General features: G+C 66.0%; 15 protein-coding genes and 2 pseudogenes. 8 read left to right on the forward strand and 9 right to left on the reverse strand.

Annotation, left to right across the window (positions count from 1 at the left end; all coding sequences use genetic code 11):
- From LGM42_RS33030 to LGM42_RS11110, 6 genes and pseudogenes are all read right to left on the reverse strand, one after another.
- Positions 1–885 (reverse strand): annotated as a pseudogene (locus LGM42_RS33030) (hypothetical protein); the annotation flags it as partial.
- Between the two features lie 289 nt (positions 886–1174).
- Positions 1175–2224 (reverse strand): HoxN/HupN/NixA family nickel/cobalt transporter, encoded by a 1050-nt coding sequence (locus tag LGM42_RS11090; RefSeq protein ID WP_059576889.1) that lies wholly within the window; start codon positions 2222–2224, stop codon positions 1175–1177.
- A 133-nt stretch (positions 2225–2357) separates the two neighbouring features.
- Positions 2358–4469 (reverse strand): elongation factor G, encoded by a 2112-nt coding sequence (gene fusA / locus LGM42_RS11095; protein ID WP_059576886.1) that lies wholly within the window; start codon positions 4467–4469, stop codon positions 2358–2360.
- Positions 4470–4684: 215 nt separating this feature from the next.
- Positions 4685–5185: a DUF192 domain-containing protein gene (locus tag LGM42_RS11100; RefSeq protein WP_226232235.1), complete on the reverse strand. Its 501-nt coding sequence runs from the start codon at positions 5183–5185 to the stop codon at positions 4685–4687.
- A gap of 160 nt (positions 5186–5345) precedes the next feature.
- Entirely contained in the window at positions 5346–5558 is a 213-nt protein-coding gene (locus LGM42_RS11105; RefSeq protein ID WP_006398520.1) for a hypothetical protein, read from the reverse strand.
- Between the two features lie 282 nt (positions 5559–5840).
- The gene (locus LGM42_RS11110) at positions 5841–6419 is read right to left on the reverse strand and encodes a pseudouridine synthase (protein ID WP_059576881.1); all 579 of its coding nucleotides are present in this window, start codon (positions 6417–6419) and stop codon (positions 5841–5843) included.
- Between the two features lie 276 nt (positions 6420–6695).
- Here LGM42_RS11110 and icd point away from each other — a divergent pair, with 276 nt between their 5' ends.
- A complete protein-coding gene (gene icd / locus LGM42_RS11115) occupies positions 6696–7952 on the forward strand; it encodes an NADP-dependent isocitrate dehydrogenase (RefSeq protein ID WP_006478026.1) in 1257 nt (418 codons plus the stop codon).
- 282 nt (positions 7953–8234) lie between these two features.
- The gene (locus LGM42_RS11120; RefSeq protein ID WP_226232236.1) at positions 8235–10463 is read left to right on the forward strand and encodes an NADP-dependent isocitrate dehydrogenase; all 2229 of its coding nucleotides are present in this window, start codon (positions 8235–8237) and stop codon (positions 10461–10463) included.
- A 123-nt stretch (positions 10464–10586) separates the two neighbouring features.
- Here LGM42_RS11120 and LGM42_RS11125 read toward each other — a convergent pair whose 3' ends face one another.
- On the reverse strand, positions 10587–10811 hold the full coding sequence (locus LGM42_RS11125) for a hypothetical protein (protein WP_006490888.1): 225 nt from the start codon (positions 10809–10811) through the stop codon (positions 10587–10589).
- Positions 10812–11410: 599 nt separating this feature from the next.
- Here LGM42_RS11125 and LGM42_RS11130 point away from each other — a divergent pair.
- From LGM42_RS11130 to LGM42_RS33210, 3 genes and pseudogenes are all read left to right on the forward strand, one after another.
- Positions 11411–13018: a multicopper oxidase family protein gene (locus LGM42_RS11130; protein WP_226232237.1), complete on the forward strand. Its 1608-nt coding sequence runs from the start codon at positions 11411–11413 to the stop codon at positions 13016–13018.
- 434 nt (positions 13019–13452) lie between these two features.
- Positions 13453–14166 (forward strand): annotated as a pseudogene (locus LGM42_RS33205) (hypothetical protein); the annotation flags it as partial.
- Between the two features lie 6 nt (positions 14167–14172).
- The gene (locus tag LGM42_RS33210) at positions 14173–15183 is read left to right on the forward strand and encodes a YadA family autotransporter adhesin (protein WP_319001451.1); all 1011 of its coding nucleotides are present in this window, start codon (positions 14173–14175) and stop codon (positions 15181–15183) included.
- A gap of 272 nt (positions 15184–15455) precedes the next feature.
- On the opposite strand, the gene LGM42_RS11140 is transcribed toward LGM42_RS33210, so the two are convergent.
- Positions 15456–15659: a cold-shock protein gene (locus LGM42_RS11140; protein WP_004196460.1), complete on the reverse strand. Its 204-nt coding sequence runs from the start codon at positions 15657–15659 to the stop codon at positions 15456–15458.
- A 547-nt stretch (positions 15660–16206) separates the two neighbouring features.
- Here LGM42_RS11140 and clpS point away from each other — a divergent pair.
- From clpS to LGM42_RS11155, 3 genes are all read left to right on the forward strand, one after another.
- Positions 16207–16521 carry an ATP-dependent Clp protease adapter ClpS gene (clpS, locus tag LGM42_RS11145; RefSeq protein WP_006398529.1) on the forward strand — a complete coding sequence of 105 codons (315 nt, stop codon included), beginning with the start codon at positions 16207–16209 and terminating at the stop codon, positions 16519–16521.
- Positions 16518–18818, forward strand: a complete 2301-nt coding sequence (gene clpA, locus LGM42_RS11150; RefSeq protein ID WP_059576869.1) for an ATP-dependent Clp protease ATP-binding subunit ClpA — start codon at positions 16518–16520, stop codon at positions 18816–18818. The genes clpS and clpA overlap by 4 nt, the downstream gene beginning before the upstream one ends.
- 103 nt (positions 18819–18921) lie before the next feature.
- On the forward strand, positions 18922–20301 hold the full coding sequence (locus LGM42_RS11155; RefSeq protein ID WP_226232239.1) for an amino acid permease: 1380 nt from the start codon (positions 18922–18924) through the stop codon (positions 20299–20301).
- Between the two features lie 31 nt (positions 20302–20332).
- Here LGM42_RS11155 and dut read toward each other — a convergent pair whose 3' ends face one another.
- On the reverse strand, positions 20333–20779 hold the full coding sequence (gene dut, locus LGM42_RS11160) for a dUTP diphosphatase (RefSeq protein WP_060966753.1): 447 nt from the start codon (positions 20777–20779) through the stop codon (positions 20333–20335).
- Between the last annotated feature and the right edge of the window lie 37 nt (positions 20780–20816).

Here is a 20816-nt window from a genome sequence, read left to right on the forward strand (position 1 = left end):
ACCGCCACCGCCACCGCCACCGCCACCGCCACCGCCACCGCCACCGCCACCGCCACCGCCACCGCCACCGCCACCGCCACCGCCACCGTGACCACCGCCGTGACCGCCGCCGTGACCGCCTCCGTGACCGCCGCCGTGACCGCCACCACCGCCGTCACCGTGGCCACCGCCACCCGAAGTACCGCCACCCGAAGTACCGCCACCCGAAGTGCCGCCACCCGAAGTGCCGCCACCCGAAGTGCCGCCACCCGAAGTACCGCCACCCGAAGTGCCGCCACCCGAAGTGCCGCCACCCGAAGTACCGCCTCCCGAAGTACCGCCACCCGAAGTGCCGCCACCCGAAGTGCCGCCACCCGAAGTACCGCCACCCGAAGTGCCGCCACCGGAAGTACCGCCACCCGAAGTACCGCCACCCGAAGAGCCGCCACCCGAAGAGCCGCCCCCTGAACCGCCGTTGCCCGACGCGTTGCCGCCGCGGCCCGTGCCGCCCGGGCTACCTGAGGTTCCCCCCGTCGTTCCGCCGACACCGGCAGGTCCGACGGCGCCGTTCCCGTTGTTTCCGCCGCTACCGTTCCCGTTGCCACTGCCGCTACCTGTCCCACCGCCATTCCCGCCGCCGCTGCCGCTCGCGCCGGGACCGCCATTACCGGCGCCCCGGCCGGCATAGACGTGCGCCGCGCATCCAGCCGGATCGGCGGCGCACGGCGAGGCGTTCTCGACCAGCGTCATGATGGTGTCCGCACTGGCGTTCGTGTCGGACGCGGAGTCGGGTGTCGTGTTCTGTGCGACGGCATACGAGCAGCAGCACGCCAACGCGGCTGCGGCCAGCAAGGTTGCACGAGGGCGCCGTCCCGCCGCGCGGAACGGTTGTGTCGTTTTATGCATCATGGCCTCCCCATGCGCGCGATGCCTCGTTGCCGCGCGACGATTTACGTGTAGTGCAGGGGGCTCAGAAGATTCGTTGTCCTATCGTCGGCCGATGGCGTTCGGGCCGGCGCTTGACGCCAGCCGCGGACGCGGATCGGCACGCGGGCCCGCCGTGCGGATCCCACTCTGCGAGATTCGTGCCATCGGCCGCTCAGGGCCGTGACGAAAGGCGTGCGCAGTCGCGCGAGCGCGCATGCAGCACCGTTGGGAGGCGTTTTGTTTCCGGAATGAAACGTAGGGGCGTCGTTCAGCGCGCCGGCGCGTCGGCCGCGCGTTGCCAGCGGTGGAACAGGATCGACGCGATCCAGCAGAAGAGGAACAGCGCGACGATGCCGTAGCCGATCGAGCCGAAGCGTTCGCCGATCGCATCGAGCGTGTCGCGCACGGGGCCCGACAGCGCCAGCTTGTCGGCCAGCAGGCCGGCCGCCTCGATCCCGCCGATCGCCAGCGCGACGGCCGCCGACACGAACGTGATGCTCGCGTTGTAGAGCAGCTTGCGCTGCGGATCGTCCATCGCCCAGCCGTATGCCCGGATCATCAGCACGTTGTCGGTCGAGTCGATCAGCGTCATGCCGGCAGTGAACAGCGCCGGAAACAGCATGACCGTATAGACCGGGAGGCCCTGGCTCGCCTGCGCGGCTGCGATCGCGAGCAGGCCGATTTCGGTTGCAGTATCGAAACCTAGCCCGAACAGCACGCCGACCGGGTACATGTGCCAGCTCTTCGACACGAACCGGAACAGCGGGCGCAGCAACCGCGATACGAGTCCGGCGGGACGATGGTCGTGCGCGCCGTCGTGCGTATGCCCGGATGCGCCGCGATAGCGTCGCCACACGTCGCGCAGGATCATCAGGTTCACGCACGCGAGCACCAGCAGGAAGGTGGCCGATACGGCCGTGCCGATCGTGCCGCCGATTTCGCGAAATGCGTCGAACCGGTCGCGCAGCGCGAACGCGGTCAGCGCGATGCCGAGCGTCGCGACGATCACGATCGTCGAATGGCCGAGCGAGAAGAACAGGCCGACGCTCACCGGACGCTGGCCGTCCTGCATCAGCTTGCGCGTCGCGACGTCGATCGCGGCGATGTGATCCGCGTCGACCGCATGACGCAGCCCGAGCCCGTACGCGATCGCCGCGGTGCCGAGCAGCAGCGGATGGTCGCGCAGCACCGCGAGCGCCCACAGCCAGACGGCGACGTTCGCGGCGATCAGGCCGGCATAGAGGGTCAGCAGGCGGCGCAGGGCAGGGGTGGGGGTGGGCGGCATCGGGCGGGTTCCATCTGACGAATCGCCATCCATTGTGGCACGCGAAAAAAAGCTCGGCGCGCCGATCAAAAAGGGCCGCGATTCGCCGTGTGCGCCGGACGAAAAAAAGCCCGTCCGGAACCGGACGGGCTTCGCGTACCCGCGACCGCGCGCGGGTGAGCAGTGCTTACTTCGTCTTCGCGTTGATCACGGCTTCCGACACGTTCGCCGGCGTTTCCGCGTAGTGCTTGAACTCCATCGTGTACGTCGCACGGCCTTGCGTGGCCGAGCGCAGCGACGTCGAATAGCCGAACATCTCCGCGAGCGGCACTTCGGCGCGCACCAGCTTGCCGCCGCCGCCCGCGATGTCCTCCATTCCCTGCACGATGCCGCGCCGGCTCGACAGGTCGCCCATCACGTTGCCCATGAAGTCCTCGGGCGTCTCGACCTCGACGGCCATCATCGGCTCGAGCAGCACGGGCTTCGCCTTGCGCATCGCCTCCTTGAACGCCATCGAGCCGGCCATCCGGAATGCGTTTTCGTTCGAGTCGACGTCGTGGTACGAACCGAACGTCAGATGCACCTTCACGTCGACGACCGGGTAGCCCGCGAGCACGCCCGACTTCAGCGTGTCCTGGATACCCTTGTCGACCGCCGGGATGTATTCACGCGGAATCACGCCACCCTTGATCTCGTCGAGGAACTCGTAGCCCTTGCCCGGGTTCGGCTCGAGCGTGATCACCGCGTGGCCGTACTGGCCGCGACCGCCCGACTGCTTGACGAACTTGCCTTCGACGTCGGCCGCCGTCGTGCGCACCGTTTCGCGATAGGCGACTTGCGGCTTGCCGACCGTCGCCTCGACGCCGAACTCGCGCTTCATCCGGTCGACCAGGATTTCGAGGTGAAGCTCGCCCATCCCCGAAATGATCGTCTGGCCGGACTCTTCGTCGGTCTGCACGCGGAACGACGGATCTTCCTGCGCGAGCCGGTTCAGCGCGAGGCCCATCTTTTCCTGGTCGGCCTTCGTCTTCGGCTCGACGGCCTGCGAGATCACCGGCTCCGGGAATTCCATCTTCTCGAGGATGATCGGCTTGGCCGGATCGCACAGCGTGTCGCCGGTGGTCGCCTCCTTCAGGCCGACGGCCGCCGCGATGTCGCCCGCGCGCACTTCCTTGATTTCCTTGCGCTCGTTCGCATGCATCTGCAGGATCCGGCCGAGCCGCTCCTTCTTGTCCTTCGTCGCGTTGAGCACCGTGTCGCCCGACTCGACGACGCCCGAATACACGCGGAAGAAGATCAGCTGGCCGACGAACGGGTCGGTCATGATCTTGAACGCGAGCGACGAGAACGGCTCGTCGTCGCTCGGGTGGCGTTCCGCCGGCTTCTCCGGATCGGCGAAGTCGTGCCCGAGAATCGCGGGCACGTCGACGGGCGACGGCAGGTAGTCGATCACCGCGTCGAGCATTGCCTGCACGCCCTTGTTCTTGAACGCGCTGCCGCACAGCATCGGCACGATCTCGTTGGCGATCGTGCGCTGGCGCAGCGCGGTCTTGATCTCGTCCTCGGTCAGCGATTCATGGTCGTGCAGATACTTCTCGAGCAGTTCCTCGCTCGCTTCGGCCGCGGCCTCGACCATCTTCTCGCGCCATTCGTGCGCGAGATCGACGAGGTTCGCGGGGATGTCCTCGTACGTGAATTTCACGCCCTGGCTTTCGTCGTCCCACACGATCGCCTTCATCTTCACGAGATCGACGACGCCCTGGAAATGGTCCTCCGCGCCGATCGGAATCTGGATCGGCACGGCGACGCCCTTCAGGCGCTCGCCGATCTGCTTCTGCACGCGGAAGAAGTCCGCGCCGATCCGGTCCATCTTGTTGACGAACGCGATGCGCGGCACCTTGTACTTGTTCGCCTGGCGCCACACGGTCTCGGATTGCGGCTGCACGCCGCCGACCGAGTCGTAGACCATGCAGGCGCCGTCGAGCACGCGCATCGAGCGCTCGACCTCGATCGTGAAGTCGACGTGCCCGGGCGTATCGATGATGTTGATCCGGTGTTCCGGATAGTTGCCGGCCATGCCCTTCCAGAAGGCCGTGGTCGCCGCCGACGTGATCGTGATGCCGCGTTCCTGCTCCTGCTCCATCCAGTCCATCGTGGCCGCGCCGTCGTGCACTTCACCGATCTTGTGGCTCACACCGGTGTAAAACAGGATGCGCTCGGTCGTCGTGGTCTTGCCGGCGTCGATGTGAGCGCTGATCCCGATGTTTCGATAGCGCTCGATGGGGGTTTTGCGGGGCACGTGAACCTCCTGGTGGTTCGGATCGTAAGGGGGCCGGCTGCGCCGGCCCGGACTGGAACAAGCGAGATTTAAAGGATAGCGCTTGTCCGTGGCTTTTGCAGATGCGGGCAGCGTGTGCCGAATCAAGGCGGGCGCCGCGGGCGGGCGAAAAAAAAGCCGGCGCGCTGCGAGCGGCCGGCTCGGGTCGACGCGCGGCGCCGCCGCGGCATGGTCGGTTACTGCGGCTTGGGCAGCCCGTCGAGCTTCATGCCCGGCTTGATGCCCTTCGCGGCGAACCATCCCTTGCTCATCTCGAGCGCATAGACGCCGTTGTTGCGCGGGCAGTGGTTGTCGGTCGTCTCGGCCTTCATCTCGTCGATGTCGGTGATCGTGCCGTCCGCGCGGATGAACGCGATCGACAGCGGAATCAGCGTGTTCTTCATCCAGAAGCAGTGCACGGCGTTCTCGTTGAAGACGAACAGCATGCCTTCGTTCGGCGCGAGCTGCGAACGGTACATCAGCCCCTGTTCGCGGTCGGCGTCGTTCGCGGCGACGGCCGCGTCGATCACGTACATGCCGGCGCGCAGCTTCACGCGCGGGAACTCGCTCGGCTGCTTGGCGCCGGGCGGCACTTGCGCGCCGGCGGCCTGCATGCCGAGCGCGAGAACGGCGAGCGCGGCGGGAAACACGGCGGCGCGCGCATGGCGGCCGAGCGACGGGCGCAGGGAGAATGGCACAGCATGGCTCCTGTCTGGAAAGCAAGACCCGCATGGTACGCGATGCGCGGCGGCGGGCACAAAAAAGAAAAAGGCAGATCGCCTTGCGGTGATCTGCCTTTCAACGCCGTAAGAACGGCAGGACTGCGTGTTCTTGACTGCGTTATTACAGCTTGCTTACTTAGTTCGAAGCAGCTGCCGGAGCTTCGGCTTCGCTAGCTGCCTTCTTCGCAGCGTGGTGCTTCTTGGCGTGGTGCTTCTTGGCAGCCTTGTGCTTTGCCGGTGCCGAAGCAGCTGCCGGAGCAGCAGCCGAAGCAGCTTCCGGAGCCGATGCTTGTGCGAAAGCAGCCGTTGCGAAGAGACCAGCGACCAGAGCGGCGATCAGTTTGTTCATGTTGTGTTCCTCAGCTTTAGTTAATTAACCAAATGACCCGGCAATAGGAGTCATGTCGTCTAACGGTGCCATCCACCTTTCGGTTGACAGACGCTTCGAGAAATTTCTCTTTGCGCTGCGGGCGCCGAATCGTATTCGAATAAAACGTCGCTTTCGTGACGCAAACACGGGGTTCGGCTGCCAATGCCGGATAGCTAAGGTTGGCATCTGCGTGGTTTAACGCGCGATCTGCGCGCGCGGTTGACGAAAAAGACGACGAAAAATTCGCGCGCCCTGGATTCGCTACCCGGCGGCCGCGAAACCGTCCCACGGCGCGCGCGGCGGCAGCGCGATTGTTTCGCCCGGCGCAATGCCGAGCGCGAATATATCGAGCGCGCCGATGCCGACGCGCACCAGGCGCAACGTCGGAAAGCCGACGGCCGCCGTCATCCTGCGCACCTGTCGGTTCTTGCCCTCGGTGATCGCGAGCTCGATCCACGTGGTCGGGATCGCGGCGCGGTAGCGGATCGGCGGGTTGCGCGGCCACAGCGTGTCGGGCGGCTCGATGAATTCGGCGCGGCACGGGCGCGTCACGTAGTCGCCGAGATCGACACCGCGCGCGAGCGCCTTCAGGTCGGCCGGCCCCGGCGCGCCGTCGACCTGCGCCCAGTAGCGCTTCACGAGCTTGTGGCGCGGCTCCGCGATGCGCGCCTGCAGCGCGCCGTCGTCGGTGAGCAGCAGCAGCCCCTCGCTGTCCGCATCGAGCCGGCCGGCCGCGTACACGCCGGGCGTTTTTACCCAGTCGCCGAGCGACGGCCGCGTCTCGTGCGCGGAAAACTGGCAAATCGTGCCGAACGGCTTGTTGAGGGCGATCAGGTTCATGGCAGGGCGCCCGCCCGGCGCCCGTACGGAGCGGGGGCGGGCGGTCTATGGCAAATGGCGGAATCTTAATGCATAATACGGAACGGCAAGTCCTCTGTCTTATATAAGACATAAGTGAGGTCTTGATACGCAGTGCCGCGGTTCGCGCCGAAGTGCCCGGTTGGGGCGCTAGAATAGCGGCTCGCTGTTGCCGTCACGGGGTGGCCATGCCGCGCCCCCGCCGCGCGCGCAGCTTCGACCAGCATCACCTGCTCAGCCACGTCACTGGAGTCGATCATGCCGTATCAGCACATCAAGGTTCCGGAGGGCGGTGACAAGATCACCGTCAACAAGGACTTCTCGCTCAACGTTTCCGATCAGCCGATCATTCCCTATATCGAAGGCGACGGTACGGGCTTCGATATCACGCCGGTCATGATCAAGGTCGTCGACGCGGCGGTCGCGCATGCGTACAAGGGCAAGCGCAAGATCCACTGGATGGAGATCTTCGCGGGCGAGAAGGCGACCAAGGTGTACGGCCCGGACGTGTGGCTGCCGGACGAGACGCTGCAGGTGCTGAAGGAATACGTCGTCTCGATCAAGGGGCCGCTCACGACCCCGGTCGGCGGCGGCATCCGTTCGCTGAACGTCGCGCTGCGCCAGGAGCTCGACCTCTACGTGTGCCTGCGCCCGGTCCAGTACTTCAAGGGCGTGCCGTCGCCGGTGCGCGAGCCGCAGAAGATCGACATGGTGATCTTCCGCGAGAACTCGGAAGACATCTACGCGGGCATCGAATGGGCCGCGGGCTCCGAGCAGGCGAAGAAGGTGATCAAGTTCCTGCAGGACGAGATGGGCGTGAAGAAGATCCGCTTCCCGGAAACCTCCGGGATCGGCGTCAAGCCCGTGTCGACCGAAGGCACCGAGCGGCTCGTGCGCAAGGCGATCCAGTACGCGATCGACAACGATCGCAAGTCGGTCACGCTGGTGCACAAGGGCAACATCATGAAGTTCACGGAAGGCCTGTTCCGTGACGCCGGCTACGCGCTCGCGCAGAAGGAATTCGGCGGCGAGCTGATCGACGGCGGCCCGTGGATGCGCGTGAAGAACCCGAAGACGGGCAACGAGATCGTGATCAAGGATTCGATCGCCGACGCGTTCCTGCAGCAGATCCTGCTGCGCCCGGCCGAATACGACGTGATCGCGACGCTGAACCTGAACGGCGACTACATCTCCGACGCGCTGGCCGCGCAGGTCGGCGGCATCGGGATCGCGCCGGGCGCGAACCTGTCGGATTCGGTCGCGATGTTCGAGGCGACGCACGGCACGGCGCCGAAGTACGCGGGCAAGGATTACGTGAACCCGGGTTCCGAGATCCTGTCGGCGGAAATGATGCTGCGCCACCTCGGCTGGACGGAAGCAGCCGACACGATCATCGCCGCGATGGAGAAGTCGATCCTGCAGAAGCGCGTCACGTACGACTTCGCGCGCCTGATGGAAGGTGCGACGCAGGTGTCGTGCTCCGGCTTCGGCGAAGTGCTGATCGAGAACATGTAAGACCCCTTCCGGGGTGGGCCGGCACGATGCCGGCCGCCCCGGCGCTGTCTGCCGGCGCCGGAGCGTTTCGTGGATGGCAGGTTTGTTGGCAGGGCGGCCCGGCATCCGGGCCGCGGCGCCGCGATGCGGCCCGCAGGCCCTGCAAGGTAGAACATGACGGCCCTCGCAACACCACCGCCCGGCTGAGCCGGCGCGCCCCTTTCGCGATCGACCCGGTCGCTCCCCGCCGGTTACCGCCGGCGCTCTTCAGTCCCACCATCACGTAGCAATGCTTTGACCACCATGTCCACTTCGCCCAAGATCATCTACACCCTCACCGACGAAGCGCCCGCGCTCGCGACCTATTCGCTGCTGCCGATCGTCAAGGCCTTCACGCGTTCGTCCGGCGTCGCCGTCGAAACGCGCGACATCTCGCTCGCCGGCCGCATCATCGCGGCATTCGCAGACATCCTGCCGTCGGAGCAGAAGGGTTCCGACGATCTGGCCGAGCTGGGCCAGCTCACGCTGAAGCCGGAAGCGAACATCATCAAGCTGCCGAACATCAGCGCATCGGTGCCGCAACTGAAGGCCGCGATCGCCGAACTGCAGGCGCAGGGCTACGCGCTGCCGGCCTATCCGGAAGATCCGTCGACGGACGAAGAGAAGGCCGTCAAGGCGCGCTACGACAAGATCAAGGGCAGCGCGGTGAATCCGGTGCTGCGCGAAGGCAACTCCGACCGCCGCGCGCCGCTGTCGGTCAAGAACTACGCACGCAAGCATCCGCACAAGATGGGCGCGTGGAAGTCCACGTCGAAGGCTCACGTCGCGCACATGACCGAAGGCGACTTCTACGGCAGCGAGAAGTCGGCGCTGATTGCCGCGGCCGGCAGCGTGAAGATCGAACTGACGACCACCGACGGCGCGAAGAAGGTGCTGAAGGAAAAGACGGCCGTGAAGGCCGGTGAAGTGATCGACGCATCGGTGATGAGCCGCAACGCGCTGCGCAGCTTCATCGAAGCGCAGATCGCCGACGCGAAGGCGCAGGACGTGCTGTTCTCGGTGCACCTGAAGGCGACCATGATGAAGGTCTCGGACCCGATCCTGTTCGGCCACTTCGTGTCGGTGTTCTACCGCGACGCGCTGACGAAGCACGCGGACGTGCTGGCGAAGGTCGGCTTCAACCCGAACAACGGGATCGGCGACCTCTACGCGCGCCTGAAGGATCTGCCGGCCGACACGCGCGAGGCGATCGAAGCGGACGTCAAGGCCGAGTACACGGTGCGCCCGCGCCTCGCGATGGTCAACTCGGACAAGGGCATCACGAACCTGCACGTGCCGAGCGACGTGATCGTCGACGCGTCGATGCCGGCGATGATCCGCGATTCGGGCGGCATGTGGGGCCCGGACGGTCAACTGTACGACGCGAAGGCCGTGATTCCGGACCGCTGCTACGCGGGCGTGTACCAGGCCGTGATCGAGGACTGCAAGCAGCACGGCGCGTTCGATCCGGTCGCGATGGGCAGCGTGCCGAACGTCGGCCTGATGGCGCAGGCGGCCGAGGAATACGGTTCGCACGACAAGACGTTCCAGATTCCGGCGGACGGTGTCGTGCGCGTCATCGACGAAGCCGGCAACGTGCTGCTCGAGCACGCGGTCGAGTCGGGCGACATCTGGCGCATGTGCCAGACGAAGGACGCACCGGTGCAGGACTGGGTCAAGCTCGCGGTCAACCGCGCCCGCGCGACCGGCGCCCCGGCCGTGTTCTGGCTCGATCCGGCACGCGCGCACGATGCGCAGATCATCGCGAAGGTCGAACGCTACCTGAAGGATCACGACACGAACGGCCTCGACATCCGCATCATGACGCCGGTCGAAGCGACGCGTTTCTCGCTCGAGCGCATCCGCGCGGGCAAGGACACGATCTCGGTCACCGGCAACGTGCTGCGCGACTACCTGACCGACCTGTTCCCGATCATGGAACTCGGCACCAGCGCGAAGATGCTGTCGATCGTGCCGCTGATGGCCGGCGGCGGGATGTTCGAAACGGGGGCGGGCGGCTCGGCGCCGAAGCACGTGCAGCAGTTCGTCGAGGAAGGCTTCCTGCGCTGGGATTCGCTCGGCGAATTCCTCGCGCTGGCCGCGTCGCTCGAACACCTCGGCAACGCATACCAGAACGCGAAGGCGCTCGTGCTCGCGAAGACGCTCGACCAGGCGACCGGCAAGTTCCTGGACGAGAACAAGTCGCCGGCGCGCAAGGTCGGCGGCCTCGACAACCGCGGCAGCCACTTCTACCTGTGCCTGTACTGGGCGCAGGCGCTGGCCGAGCAGAGCGAGGACGCCGCGCTGAAGGCGCAGTTCGAAGGTGTGGCGAAGGCGCTGTCGGACAACGAGGCGCGCATCCTGGAAGAACTGGCGGCCGCGCAAGGCAAGCCGCAGGCGATCGGCGGGTACTACCGTCCGAACGTCGAGCTGACGAGCCAGGCCATGCGCCCGAGCGCGACGCTGAACGGCATCGTCGACGCGGTCGCGTGACGCCGGCCGCGCACTCGCGCGAGCCGATGCATGTGCCGGTGCGGCGGAGTGAACCGTTCGCCGCCCGGCACTCAAGAAAAACGCCCCGGTCGCCCGGGGCGTTTGTCGTTGCGGGGTTGCCATTCAGACGTGAACGATTTCCCATTCGGCGATTTCATGCGGCACTTCGAGCGTCGCGGTGTCGAGTTCGGACAGTTGCTCGCAGTCGCCGCGCGAGATGTGGTCGGCCGCGACTTCGGGGCACGAGAATGCGCCGAGCAGGGCGTTGCCGAACGTCGCTTCCCAGCCGCCGTTACCCGGCAGGATGTAGAACGACCCGAGCGCTGAACCAAAGCGAAATCCCTTCATTTCCGTTCTCCCTTTCTGATCACAAGCGATTCTGTTGCGCCGTCCGCCGGTTCGCCCGGCTGTGGCCCGACTGGCTGCTTGCGCCGGATTCCGTGTCGAACGTCGTGGCGAAGCGTCAGTGCATGGAACCAAGTCTACGTCCGGGCTCCGCTCGAATGGTGCGCGTAGAGCGACTTCTCGAAACAAAAATTCCCTTTTAAAAACAATTGATTATTTTCGTCGTTTTGTATTGCGGAACGTTTTTCGGCATCGCGAAACGGGAAATTTGTGCCCTGCACCACGAATTTTTATAACGCAGTGACTTGTTCCGCATCGTGAAAAATCGGCGGGTGCGAGCATCCGGCTGCAGCGGCGGAGAGCGCGAGGGCCGAGTGGAAGGCGCACAGCGCGTTCGCTGGAATGTGCGAAGGGGCGGCGCCATGCGTGCCGAAACACCGCCCGGCGATGGCCGTCGTGACGCCGTCCGGCGCGGTAACGATGCGTGCTGCGGCGTATCGCCACCCGTCCCGCGGCGGCGTTTTTCGATCGGGCCCTGCGGTTATGATGACGCGATCGCCGCGGCTCTCGCGCGGCGCCGCACGGATAACGAGGATCGATTGATGAGACGGAGAACCTTCCTGTCGCGCACCATCGGTGTCGCGGCCGCGTCGCTGTTCGCGCGCGCCGCATCGGCGCAGCATGCCGGTCACGCGGGCATGGCCGGCATGGATTCGATGGACGACATGCCGGGCATGTCGGGTATGTCAGGGATGTCGGCGCACGCGCAGCACGGCAAGCCCGCGCCGGCTGCACTGGCGGCCGCCGACGCGCTGCCGGCCGGCGCGCCGCTCGCGACGTTGCGCACGCTGGCCGACGAAAGCCGCGAGCCGGGCACATTCCGGGCCACGCTGGTCGCTCAACCGGTGGCGCGAGCGCTGCTGCGCGGTGCGCGGCCGACCCCGTTCTGGCAGTTCGGCCCGGGCACGCAAGGCCCCGTCGTCGGCCCGCTGATCGACGTGCGCGAGGGCGATACGGTCGAGATCCGGTTCGTGAACAAGCTGCCGCAGCCGTCGACGATCCACTGGCACGGCCTGCCCGTGCCGCCCGACCAGGACGGCAACCCGTCCGATCCGGTCGCGCCCGGCGCGTCGCGCGTGTATCGCTTCACGCTGCCGAAGGGTAGCGCCGGTACGTACTGGTACCACCCGCATCCGCACATGATGACCGCCGAGCAGGTGTTTCGCGGGCTGGCCGGCCCGTTCGTCGTGCGCGCCGCGGAGGATCCGCTTGCCGGCTGGCCCGAGCGCCACCTGTTCGTGTCGGATCTGAAGCTTGCGCGCGACGGCACGATCGCGCCGAACGACATGATGGACTGGATGAACGGCCGCGAAGGCCAGTTCGTACTGGTCAACGGTGCGCGCCGGCCGCGCATCGACGTCGCGGGCGACGAACGCTGGCGTGTCTGGAACGCGTGCAGCGCACGCTACCTGCGCATCGCGTTCGACGACGGTCGCGCGTTCGAGCAGGTGGGCACCGACGGCGGGCTGTTCGACGCGCCGCGGCGCGTGACGTCGCTGCTGATTGCGCCGGGCGAGCGCGCGGAACTGTTGGTGCGTGCCGGCGATCGTGTGTCCCGCGCGGTGCTGCAGGCGGCCGAGTACGACCGCCGCAAGATGGCGATGTCGCACGACGACGGTCACGGCAGCCTGCCGCCCGATCCGGCGCTGGCGCTGGCCGATGTCGCGTTCGCGCCCGCCGAGGCCCGCGCGCTGCCTGCCACGCTGCGCGCGGTGCCGCCGCTGGGCGACCCGGTCGCGCACAAGACGGTCGCGTTCGGCGAGGAAATGGACATGGACGCGATGATGAAGAGTGCGGCGCACGGCCGCCCGGCGGGCATGCGCTTCACGATCAACGGCGATACGTACGCGCCGCATCGCGCGACGCTGACGAGCCGCCGTGGCGACGTCGAGCGCTGGGAGATCCGCAACGCCACCGACATGGATCACCCGTTCCATTTGCACGGCACGCAGTTTCAGGTGATCGAGCGCGCGTCGAACGGCTCGCGTATCCCCGAGCCGTTCCGCGCATGGCGTGATACCGTGAACGTGCGTAGCGGCGAGACCGTGACGATCCTCACCACGCAGGAGATGTCCGGCGAGCGCATGTTTCACTGCCACATCCTCGAACACGAGGATCTCGGGATGATGGGAACGCTGAAGGTGATGTGATGCCGGATCGATCCGCCGTCGGGCTGGTTTGACGGCGGATCGATCGTCCCGCGAGCGCACAGCGGCCATTCCTGTTCAGACGCATCCGATGTTCGATATCCACGCAATCGGACAGCGCTTAATTTCGTACTTGGCTCATATTCTTTTGAGTTGACGGTCCCTATACTCGATCGAGTGCAATTTCCATGACGCGCTACGGTGCCGGCCCATGCGGGCGGGCATCGCCGGTGTCGCCATGACGTTGCGCGGTATTGACGCGGGCGCAAGACGATATCCGTTTCTCTCGAATTCAAACGATGTCGCGCCATGAGTGACGAAATCAAGTATTTAGGACTCTTATGAAATTAATAAGAAACCCGATGGGCGGTCTGATGAACGAAAAGCGTGCCGTGCGCGTTCTGACCTTGCGTACCATCGCGGCAAGTGTGATCGGTATGTCGAGTCTGTTGGCCACGGATGCGCGCGCGCAACTGTCGTTGCAGGAGCAGATCGATCAATTGAGCAACGCAGTCGGCCGGTTGGGCGCGACGGCCGATTCGCTGGCCGGATCGATCAACAACATCAACGACAGGCTTGCAAATTCTTCGTTGCCGTCACCCGGCACGGGGCAAAACAGCGTCGCGCTCGGGAAAAACTCGAACGCGTCCGCCACGGACAGCACGGCGCTCGGCAATTCGGCGTCGGCGACGGGCGACGCGAGCGTCGCGCTGGGCAAGGGCGCGAACGCGAGCGCCGACCAGAGCATGGCGGCAGGCACCGGCGCGACGGCATCAGGCGCGAACAGCTCCGCGGTCGGCGTGAACGCGTCGGCGACGGGTGTGGATAGCACGGCGCTCGGCAATTCGGCATCGGCCACGGGCGATGAGAGCATCGCACTCGGCAAGGGCGCGAACGCAAGCGCCGACCAGAGCATGGCGGCCGGCACCGGCGCGACGGCATCGGGCGTGAACAGCTCGGCGGTGGGTGTGCACGCGTCGGCGACGGGCGTGGACAGCACGGCGCTCGGCCATTCGGCATCGGCGACGGGCGATGAGAGCATCGCACTCGGCAAGGGCGCGAACGCAAGCGCCGACCAGAGCATGGCGGCTGGCACGGGCGCGACAGCATCGGGCGTGAACAGCTCGGCGGTCGGCGTGAATGCGTCGGCGACGGGTGTGGACAGCACGGCGCTCGGCAATTCGGCATCGGCCACGGGCGGCGCGAGCATCGCGCTGGGCAAGGGCGCGAACGCAAGCGGCGAGCAGAGCATGGCGGCCGGCACCGGCGCGGCGGCGTCGGGCGTGAACAGCTCGGCGGTCGGCGTGAACGCGTCGGCGGCGGGCGTGGACAGCACGGCGCTCGGCAATTCGGCATCGGCCACGGGCGACGCGAGCATCGCGCTGGGCAAGGGAGCGAACGCAAGCGGCGAGCAGAGCATGGCGGCCGGCACCGGCGCGACGGCGTCGGGCGTGAACGGTACGGCGCTCGGCGCGCAGGCCGCGGCGGCCGGCAATGCGAGTCTCGCGGCCGGAGCCGGTGCGTACGCATCGGGTGCGAACAGCACCGCGGTGGGTGTCGGCGCGCTGGCGGGCGCGGACAACAGCATGGCGCTGGGCGCGGCAGCGGCGGCAACGGGCGACGCGAGCATGGCGAACGGCGTGCGCGCCCAGGCGCTCGGCGCGCGCAGCGTCGCGGTTGGCACGGGCGCGGTCGCGGCCGGCAACGGCAGCGTGACGCTCGGCTCTGGGGCATCGGCGGCCGGCGCGCACAGCACGGCAATCGGTACGGACGCGGTCGCGACCGGCGCGAACTCCGTGGCGCTGGGGAGCGGCTCGGTGGCGGATCGTGACAATACCGTGTCGGTGGGTACGCCGACGAACGAGAGGAAGATCGCCAACCTCGCGGACGCCGTGCTGCCTTCGGATGCCGTGAACCTGCGTCAACTCAACGCGGTCGCGCGACGTGCCTACAGCGGCGTCGCGGCGGCCACCGCGCTGACGATGATTCCGGATGTCGATCCCGGCAAGACGATTGCCGTCGGCATGGGCTTTGGCAGCTATCTCGGCTATCAGGCCGGCGCGTTCGGCGCGTCGGTCCGGCTCCGCGAGAACCTGAAGATGAAGATCGGCGCCGGCTTCAGCTCCGCGGCGACGACGTGGGGCGCGGGCGCGTCGTACAGCTGGTAGCGAATGGCGCCGGCGGCGTTGCCGGGGTGTCGGATCCGGTACGCCGCACGTGTCGCCAGCAAGTGCGGGTATCGGGCGGGCGCGGCGCTTCGGCGGCGCGCCCGTTTTTCATGAGCCGCGCATTCGCATCTTTGGCGCGACAATCGTATATTGCGCGCCGCGATTGTATGAAAACGGCAATCAAATCGCCGATGCATTGGCGCTTTGAAAGATGCGCCACAAAAAAAGAAACCCGGCATATGCCGGGTTTCTTCATCCGAAATCCGTTGCCTTCAGGCAGCCTGGATATTCGAAGCCTGCTTGCCCTTCGGGCCTTGGACGACCTCGAAGCTTACCTTCTGGCCTTCCTTGAGGGTCTTGAAACCCTGCATGTTGATGGCCGAGAAGTGCGCAAACAGATCTTCACCGCCCTCGTCGGGAGTGATGAAACCGAAGCCCTTCGCGTCGTTGAACCACTTAACGATACCAGTTGCCATTTTCCTACTTCCCCTGTCACACAGTCGCTGCTACTTACCACGAGCACGCTCGAAAAGCTAAACGACCGGAAAATACAGCCGTTCCCCCCTCACAAGCTCACCTTCGGCCTCTTTCATTTCGCCGTCAGACGAATTGAAAAAAGTGCCAGCTTGATTGTTGGCGCTCTTTATTGGAGTGTCAAGTGGAATTTTTAGACGGTTGGAGGGTCGTTGTAAAGAACCCATTTTCAGGGTTTTTCCGGCTTTGCTTTGCAGCATGTGGCCAAGCGCGGGGGCTTGAAAAGCCGCATAATCGGCTCATATACCAGGCTCGAGTGACACGCGTTCGAGTCGTCCCGGCTTGTGGGATACTGGATGCGGACACGACGTTCCGGTGCGACTCCCACTGACGGTTCGTGTTCCGCGCCATGCGTGAAAGCCGGCACCGCAGCCGGCTTTCGTATGGCGCGAGGGCGATCGCGTGTTCCGGGATACCGGGGAGGGCGCCGGCCGGTCGGTCGGGTAATGGCAGGATTGCGGGCCTGTCCGAGTTGTTTAGAATGGGTGTATGGCGATTATCCCGGACAAGCAGGACAGTACCGTCCTGGAACGCAAGCAGCAGAAGCTCAAGCCGCCTTCGATGTACAAGGTGGTGCTGCTGAACGACGACTTCACGCCGATGGAATTCGTCGTGATGGTGGTCCAGGAGTATTTCAAGAAGGATCGCGAGACGGCCACGCAGATCATGCTGAAGGTCCATCGCGAAGGGCGAGGGGTTTGTGGGGTCTATACGCGGGACATCGCGTCGACCAAGGTTGAGCAAGTCGTTACCCATGCGCGGCAGGCAGGGCATCCGCTGCAGTGCGTGATGGAGGAAGCATGATTGCCCAGGAATTGGAAGTCAGCCTGCACATGGCGTTCATGGAAGCACGCCAGGCGCGCCATGAGTTCATTACGGTCGAGCACCTGCTGCTGGCCCTGCTGGATAATCCGACGGCAGCCGAGGTGTTGCGCGCGTGTGCGGCCAACATCGAGGACTTGCGTCAGAACCTGCGCAATTTCATCCACGACAACACACCTACCGTCCCGGGCACCGACGATGTCGATACCCAGCCGACGCTCGGGTTCCAGCGCGTGATCCAGCGCGCGATCATGCACGTCCAGTCGACGTCGAACGGCAAGAAGGAAGTCACCGGCGCGAACGTGCTGGTCGCGATCTTCGGCGAGAAGGATTCGCACGCCGTCTACTACCTGCAGCAGCAGGGCGTCACGCGTCTCGACGTGGTGAACTTCATTTCGCACGGCATCGCGAAGACGAACAGCGGCGAAGCCGCGAAGTCGACCGACGCGAACGCGGAAAGCGAGGACGCGAACGCGCAGAAGGAAACGCCGCTCGCGCAGTTCACGCAGAACCTGAACCAGATGGCGAAGGACGGCCGCATCGATCCGCTGATCGGCCGCGAGCCGGAGGTCGAGCGCGTCGTGCAGGTGCTGTGCCGTCGCCGCAAGAACAACCCGCTGCTCGTCGGCGAAGCCGGCGTCGGCAAGACCGCGATCGCCGAAGGGCTCGCGTATCGGATCACGCGCGGCGAAGTGCCGGACATCCTCGCGAACGCGCAGGTGTATTCGCTCGACATGGGCGCGCTGCTCGCGGGCACCAAGTATCGCGGCGATTTCGAGCAGCGTCTGAAGACGGTGCTGAAGGAACTGAAGGAGCGTCCGCACGCGATCCTCTTCATCGACGAAATCCATACGCTGATTGGCGCGGGCGCCGCGTCGGGCGGCACGCTCGATGCATCGAACCTGCTGAAGCCGGCGTTGTCGTCGGGCACGCTCAAGTGCATCGGCGCGACGACGTTCACCGAGTACCGCGGCATCTTCGAGAAGGATGCGGCGCTGTCGCGGCGCTTCCAGAAGGTCGACGTGACGGAGCCGAGCGTCGAGCAGACGGTCGCGATCCTGCGCGGGCTGAAGTCGCGCTTCGAGGAGCATCACGGCGTCAAGTACTCGTCGGGGGCGCTGTCGGCCGCGGCCGAGCTGTCGGCACGCTTCATCACCGACCGTCACCTGCCGGACAAGGCGATCGACGTGATCGACGAGGCGGGCGCCGCGCAGCGTATCCTGCCGAAGTCGAAGCAGAAGAAGACGATCGGCAAGGGCGAGATCGAGGAAATCATCTCGAAGATCGCGCGCGTGCCGGCGCAGAGCGTGTCGCAGGACGATCGCAGCAAGCTGCAGACGCTCGATCGCGACCTGAAGAGCGTCGTGTTCGGCCAGGATCCGGCGATCGATGCGCTCGCGGCCTCGATCAAGATGGCGCGCGCGGGCCTCGGCAAGATGGACAAGCCGATCGGCGCGTTCCTGTTCTCCGGCCCGACGGGCGTCGGCAAGACCGAAGTGGCGCGCCAGCTCGCGTTCACGCTCGGCATCGAGCTGATCCGCTTCGACATGTCGGAATACATGGAGCGTCACGCGGTGAGCCGGCTGATCGGCGCGCCGCCCGGCTACGTCGGGTTCGACCAGGGCGGCCTGCTGACCGAAGCCGTCACGAAGAAGCCGCATTGCGTGCTGCTGCTCGACGAAATCGAGAAGGCGCATCCGGACATCTTCAACGTGCTGCTGCAGGTGATGGACCACGGCACGCTGACGGACAACAACGGCCGCAAGGCGGATTTCCGCAACGTCATCATCATCATGACGACGAACGCGGGCGCCGAGTCGATGCAGAAGGCGACGATCGGTTTCACGACGCGCCGCGAAACGGGCGACGAGATGACCGACATCAAGCGCCTGTTCACGCCGGAATTCCGCAACCGCCTGGATGCGATCATCAGCTTCCGCTCGCTCGATGAGGAAATCATCATGCGTGTGGTCGACAAGTTCCTGATTCAGCTCGAGGAACAGCTGCACGAGAAGAAGGTCGACGCGCTCTTCACCGACGCGTTGCGCAAGCATCTCGCGAAGCACGGCTTCGACCCGCTGATGGGCGCGCGGCCGATGCAGCGGCTGATCCAGGACACGATCCGGCGCGCGCTGGCCGACGAACTGCTGTTCGGCAAGCTCGTCAACGGCGGTCACGTGACCGTCGACGTCGACGAAAGCGACAAGGTGCAGTTGTCGTTCGACAAGCTGGCGAATCCGCCGCACAAGCCGAACGAAGAGACGGTCGAAGTCGAGTAAGCGATCATTCGTTGTTCATGTGAACGGCGCGGGAAGTTCTCCGCGCCGTTTCGTTTTATCCGGCGCCGGCGGCGCGATGGTGGTGCAGGGGAGTGGTAACGCAGTGACACAACAACAACGGTCGTTCGACGATATCGTCGCGCGCGAACAAGGGTTGCGCCACGCGCTGACGTCGGGGCAGATGGCGATGATCGCGATCGGCGGCGCGATCGGCACGGGGCTGTTCCTCGGCAGCGGGTTCGCGATCGGGCTCGCCGGCCCTAGCGTGCTGGTCTCCTATGCGATCGGCGCGCTGATCGCGCTGCTGCTGATGGGCGCGCTCGCGGAAATGACCGCCGCGCATCCGACGGCCGGCTCGTTCGGCGCGTATGCCGAGCATTACGTCGGCCCGCTCGCGGGCTTCCTGGTGCGCTATGCGTACTGGTTCGCGGTCGTGTTCGCGATCGGCACCGAGATCAGCGCGATCGCCGTGTTCATGAAGTACTGGTTCCCGGCCGTGCCCGGCTGGTACTGGGTGATCGGCTTCTCCGCGCTGCTGATCGCGGTGAACCTCGCGAGCGTCACGCTGTACGGGACGGTCGAATACGCGTTCTCGTTGCTGAAGATCGCGGCGATCGTCGTGTTCATCGTGCTCGGCGCGTTTCTCGTGTGGTCGGCGCCGGCCGCATCGGGCGTCGGTTTCGCGAACTACACCGCGCATGGCGGCTTCATGCCGAGGGGGCCTTGGGGTACCTGGGTCGCGGTGATCGTCGCGATCTTCAGCTACATGAGCATCGAAGCCGTCGCGATCGCGACCGGCGAGGCGCGCGATCCGCAGCACGCGGTCACGCGCGCTTTCCGCTCGACCGTGTTCCGGCTCGTGCTGTTCTACCTGCTGACGCTCGCGCTGATGCTCGCGATCGTGCCGTGGACGCAGGCCGGCACCGACGAAAGCCCGTTCGTGAAGGTGATGGCCGCGACGCACGTGCCGTACGCGGCCGGCGTGATCAACTTCGTGCTGTTGATCGCGGCGCTGTCGGCGATGAACAGCCAGCTCTACGTGACGACGCGGATGATGTTCAGCCTGTCGCGCGCGCGCCTCGCGCCCGCGGTGTTCGGCCGGCTCGGCGCGAATGGCGTGCCGCGCGCGGCGCTGTGGATCTCGACGAGCGGCGTCGCGGTGGCGGCCGTGCTGGTTGCGCTCGCGCCCGACACCGCGTTCACGGTGATGATGGCGATCGCGATGTTCGGCGCGCTGTTCACCTGGCTGATGATCTTCGTCACGCACCTGCGGTTCCGTGCCCAGTATCGCGGCCCCGCGCTCGCGTTCCGGATGTGGGGGCACCCGTTCGGCAGCCTGCTCGGCGCGGCGCTCGTCGCGGCGATCCTGCTGACGACCGCTTTCACGCGCGAATTCCGGATGACGATGGTGGTCGGCGTCGTGTTCGTCGTGCTGCTGACGCTCGCCTACGCGCTGCATTACCGGCACCGGCACGCGCGCTGATCGCGCGGCCCCGTTTTTCGTGCCGCGTGGCTCAGTGGCGGCCGGTGCTGCCGAAGCCGCCTTCGCCGCGATCGCTCTCGGTGAATTCGTCGACGATGTTGAACTGCGCCTGCACGACCGGCACGATCACGAGCTGCGCGAGCCGTTCGAACGGGTTCAGCACGAATTCGGTCTGGCCGCGGTTCCACGTCGAGACCATCAACTGACCCTGATAGTCGGAGTCGATCAGGCCGACGAGATTGCCGAGCACGATCCCGTGCTTGTGGCCGAGGCCCGAGCGCGGCAGGATCAGCGCCGCATAGCCGGGATCGGCGAGGTGGATCGCAAGGCCCGTCGGCACGAGCGTGGTTTCGCCCGGCTTCAGCGTGACCGGGGCGTCGAGGCACGCGCGCAGGTCGAGGCCGGCGCTGCCGGTGGTCGCGTAGGCGGGCAGGTAGTCGCGCATGCGCGCGTCGAGAATCTTCAGGTCGAGTTTCATGCAGTCGTCGAATCGGTCGGGAAGGGCGCGGCGGCCA

Origin of the sequence: Burkholderia sp. AU39826 (assembly GCF_020419965.1) — a bacterium.
GTDB lineage: Bacteria > Pseudomonadota > Gammaproteobacteria > Burkholderiales > Burkholderiaceae > Burkholderia > Burkholderia semiarida.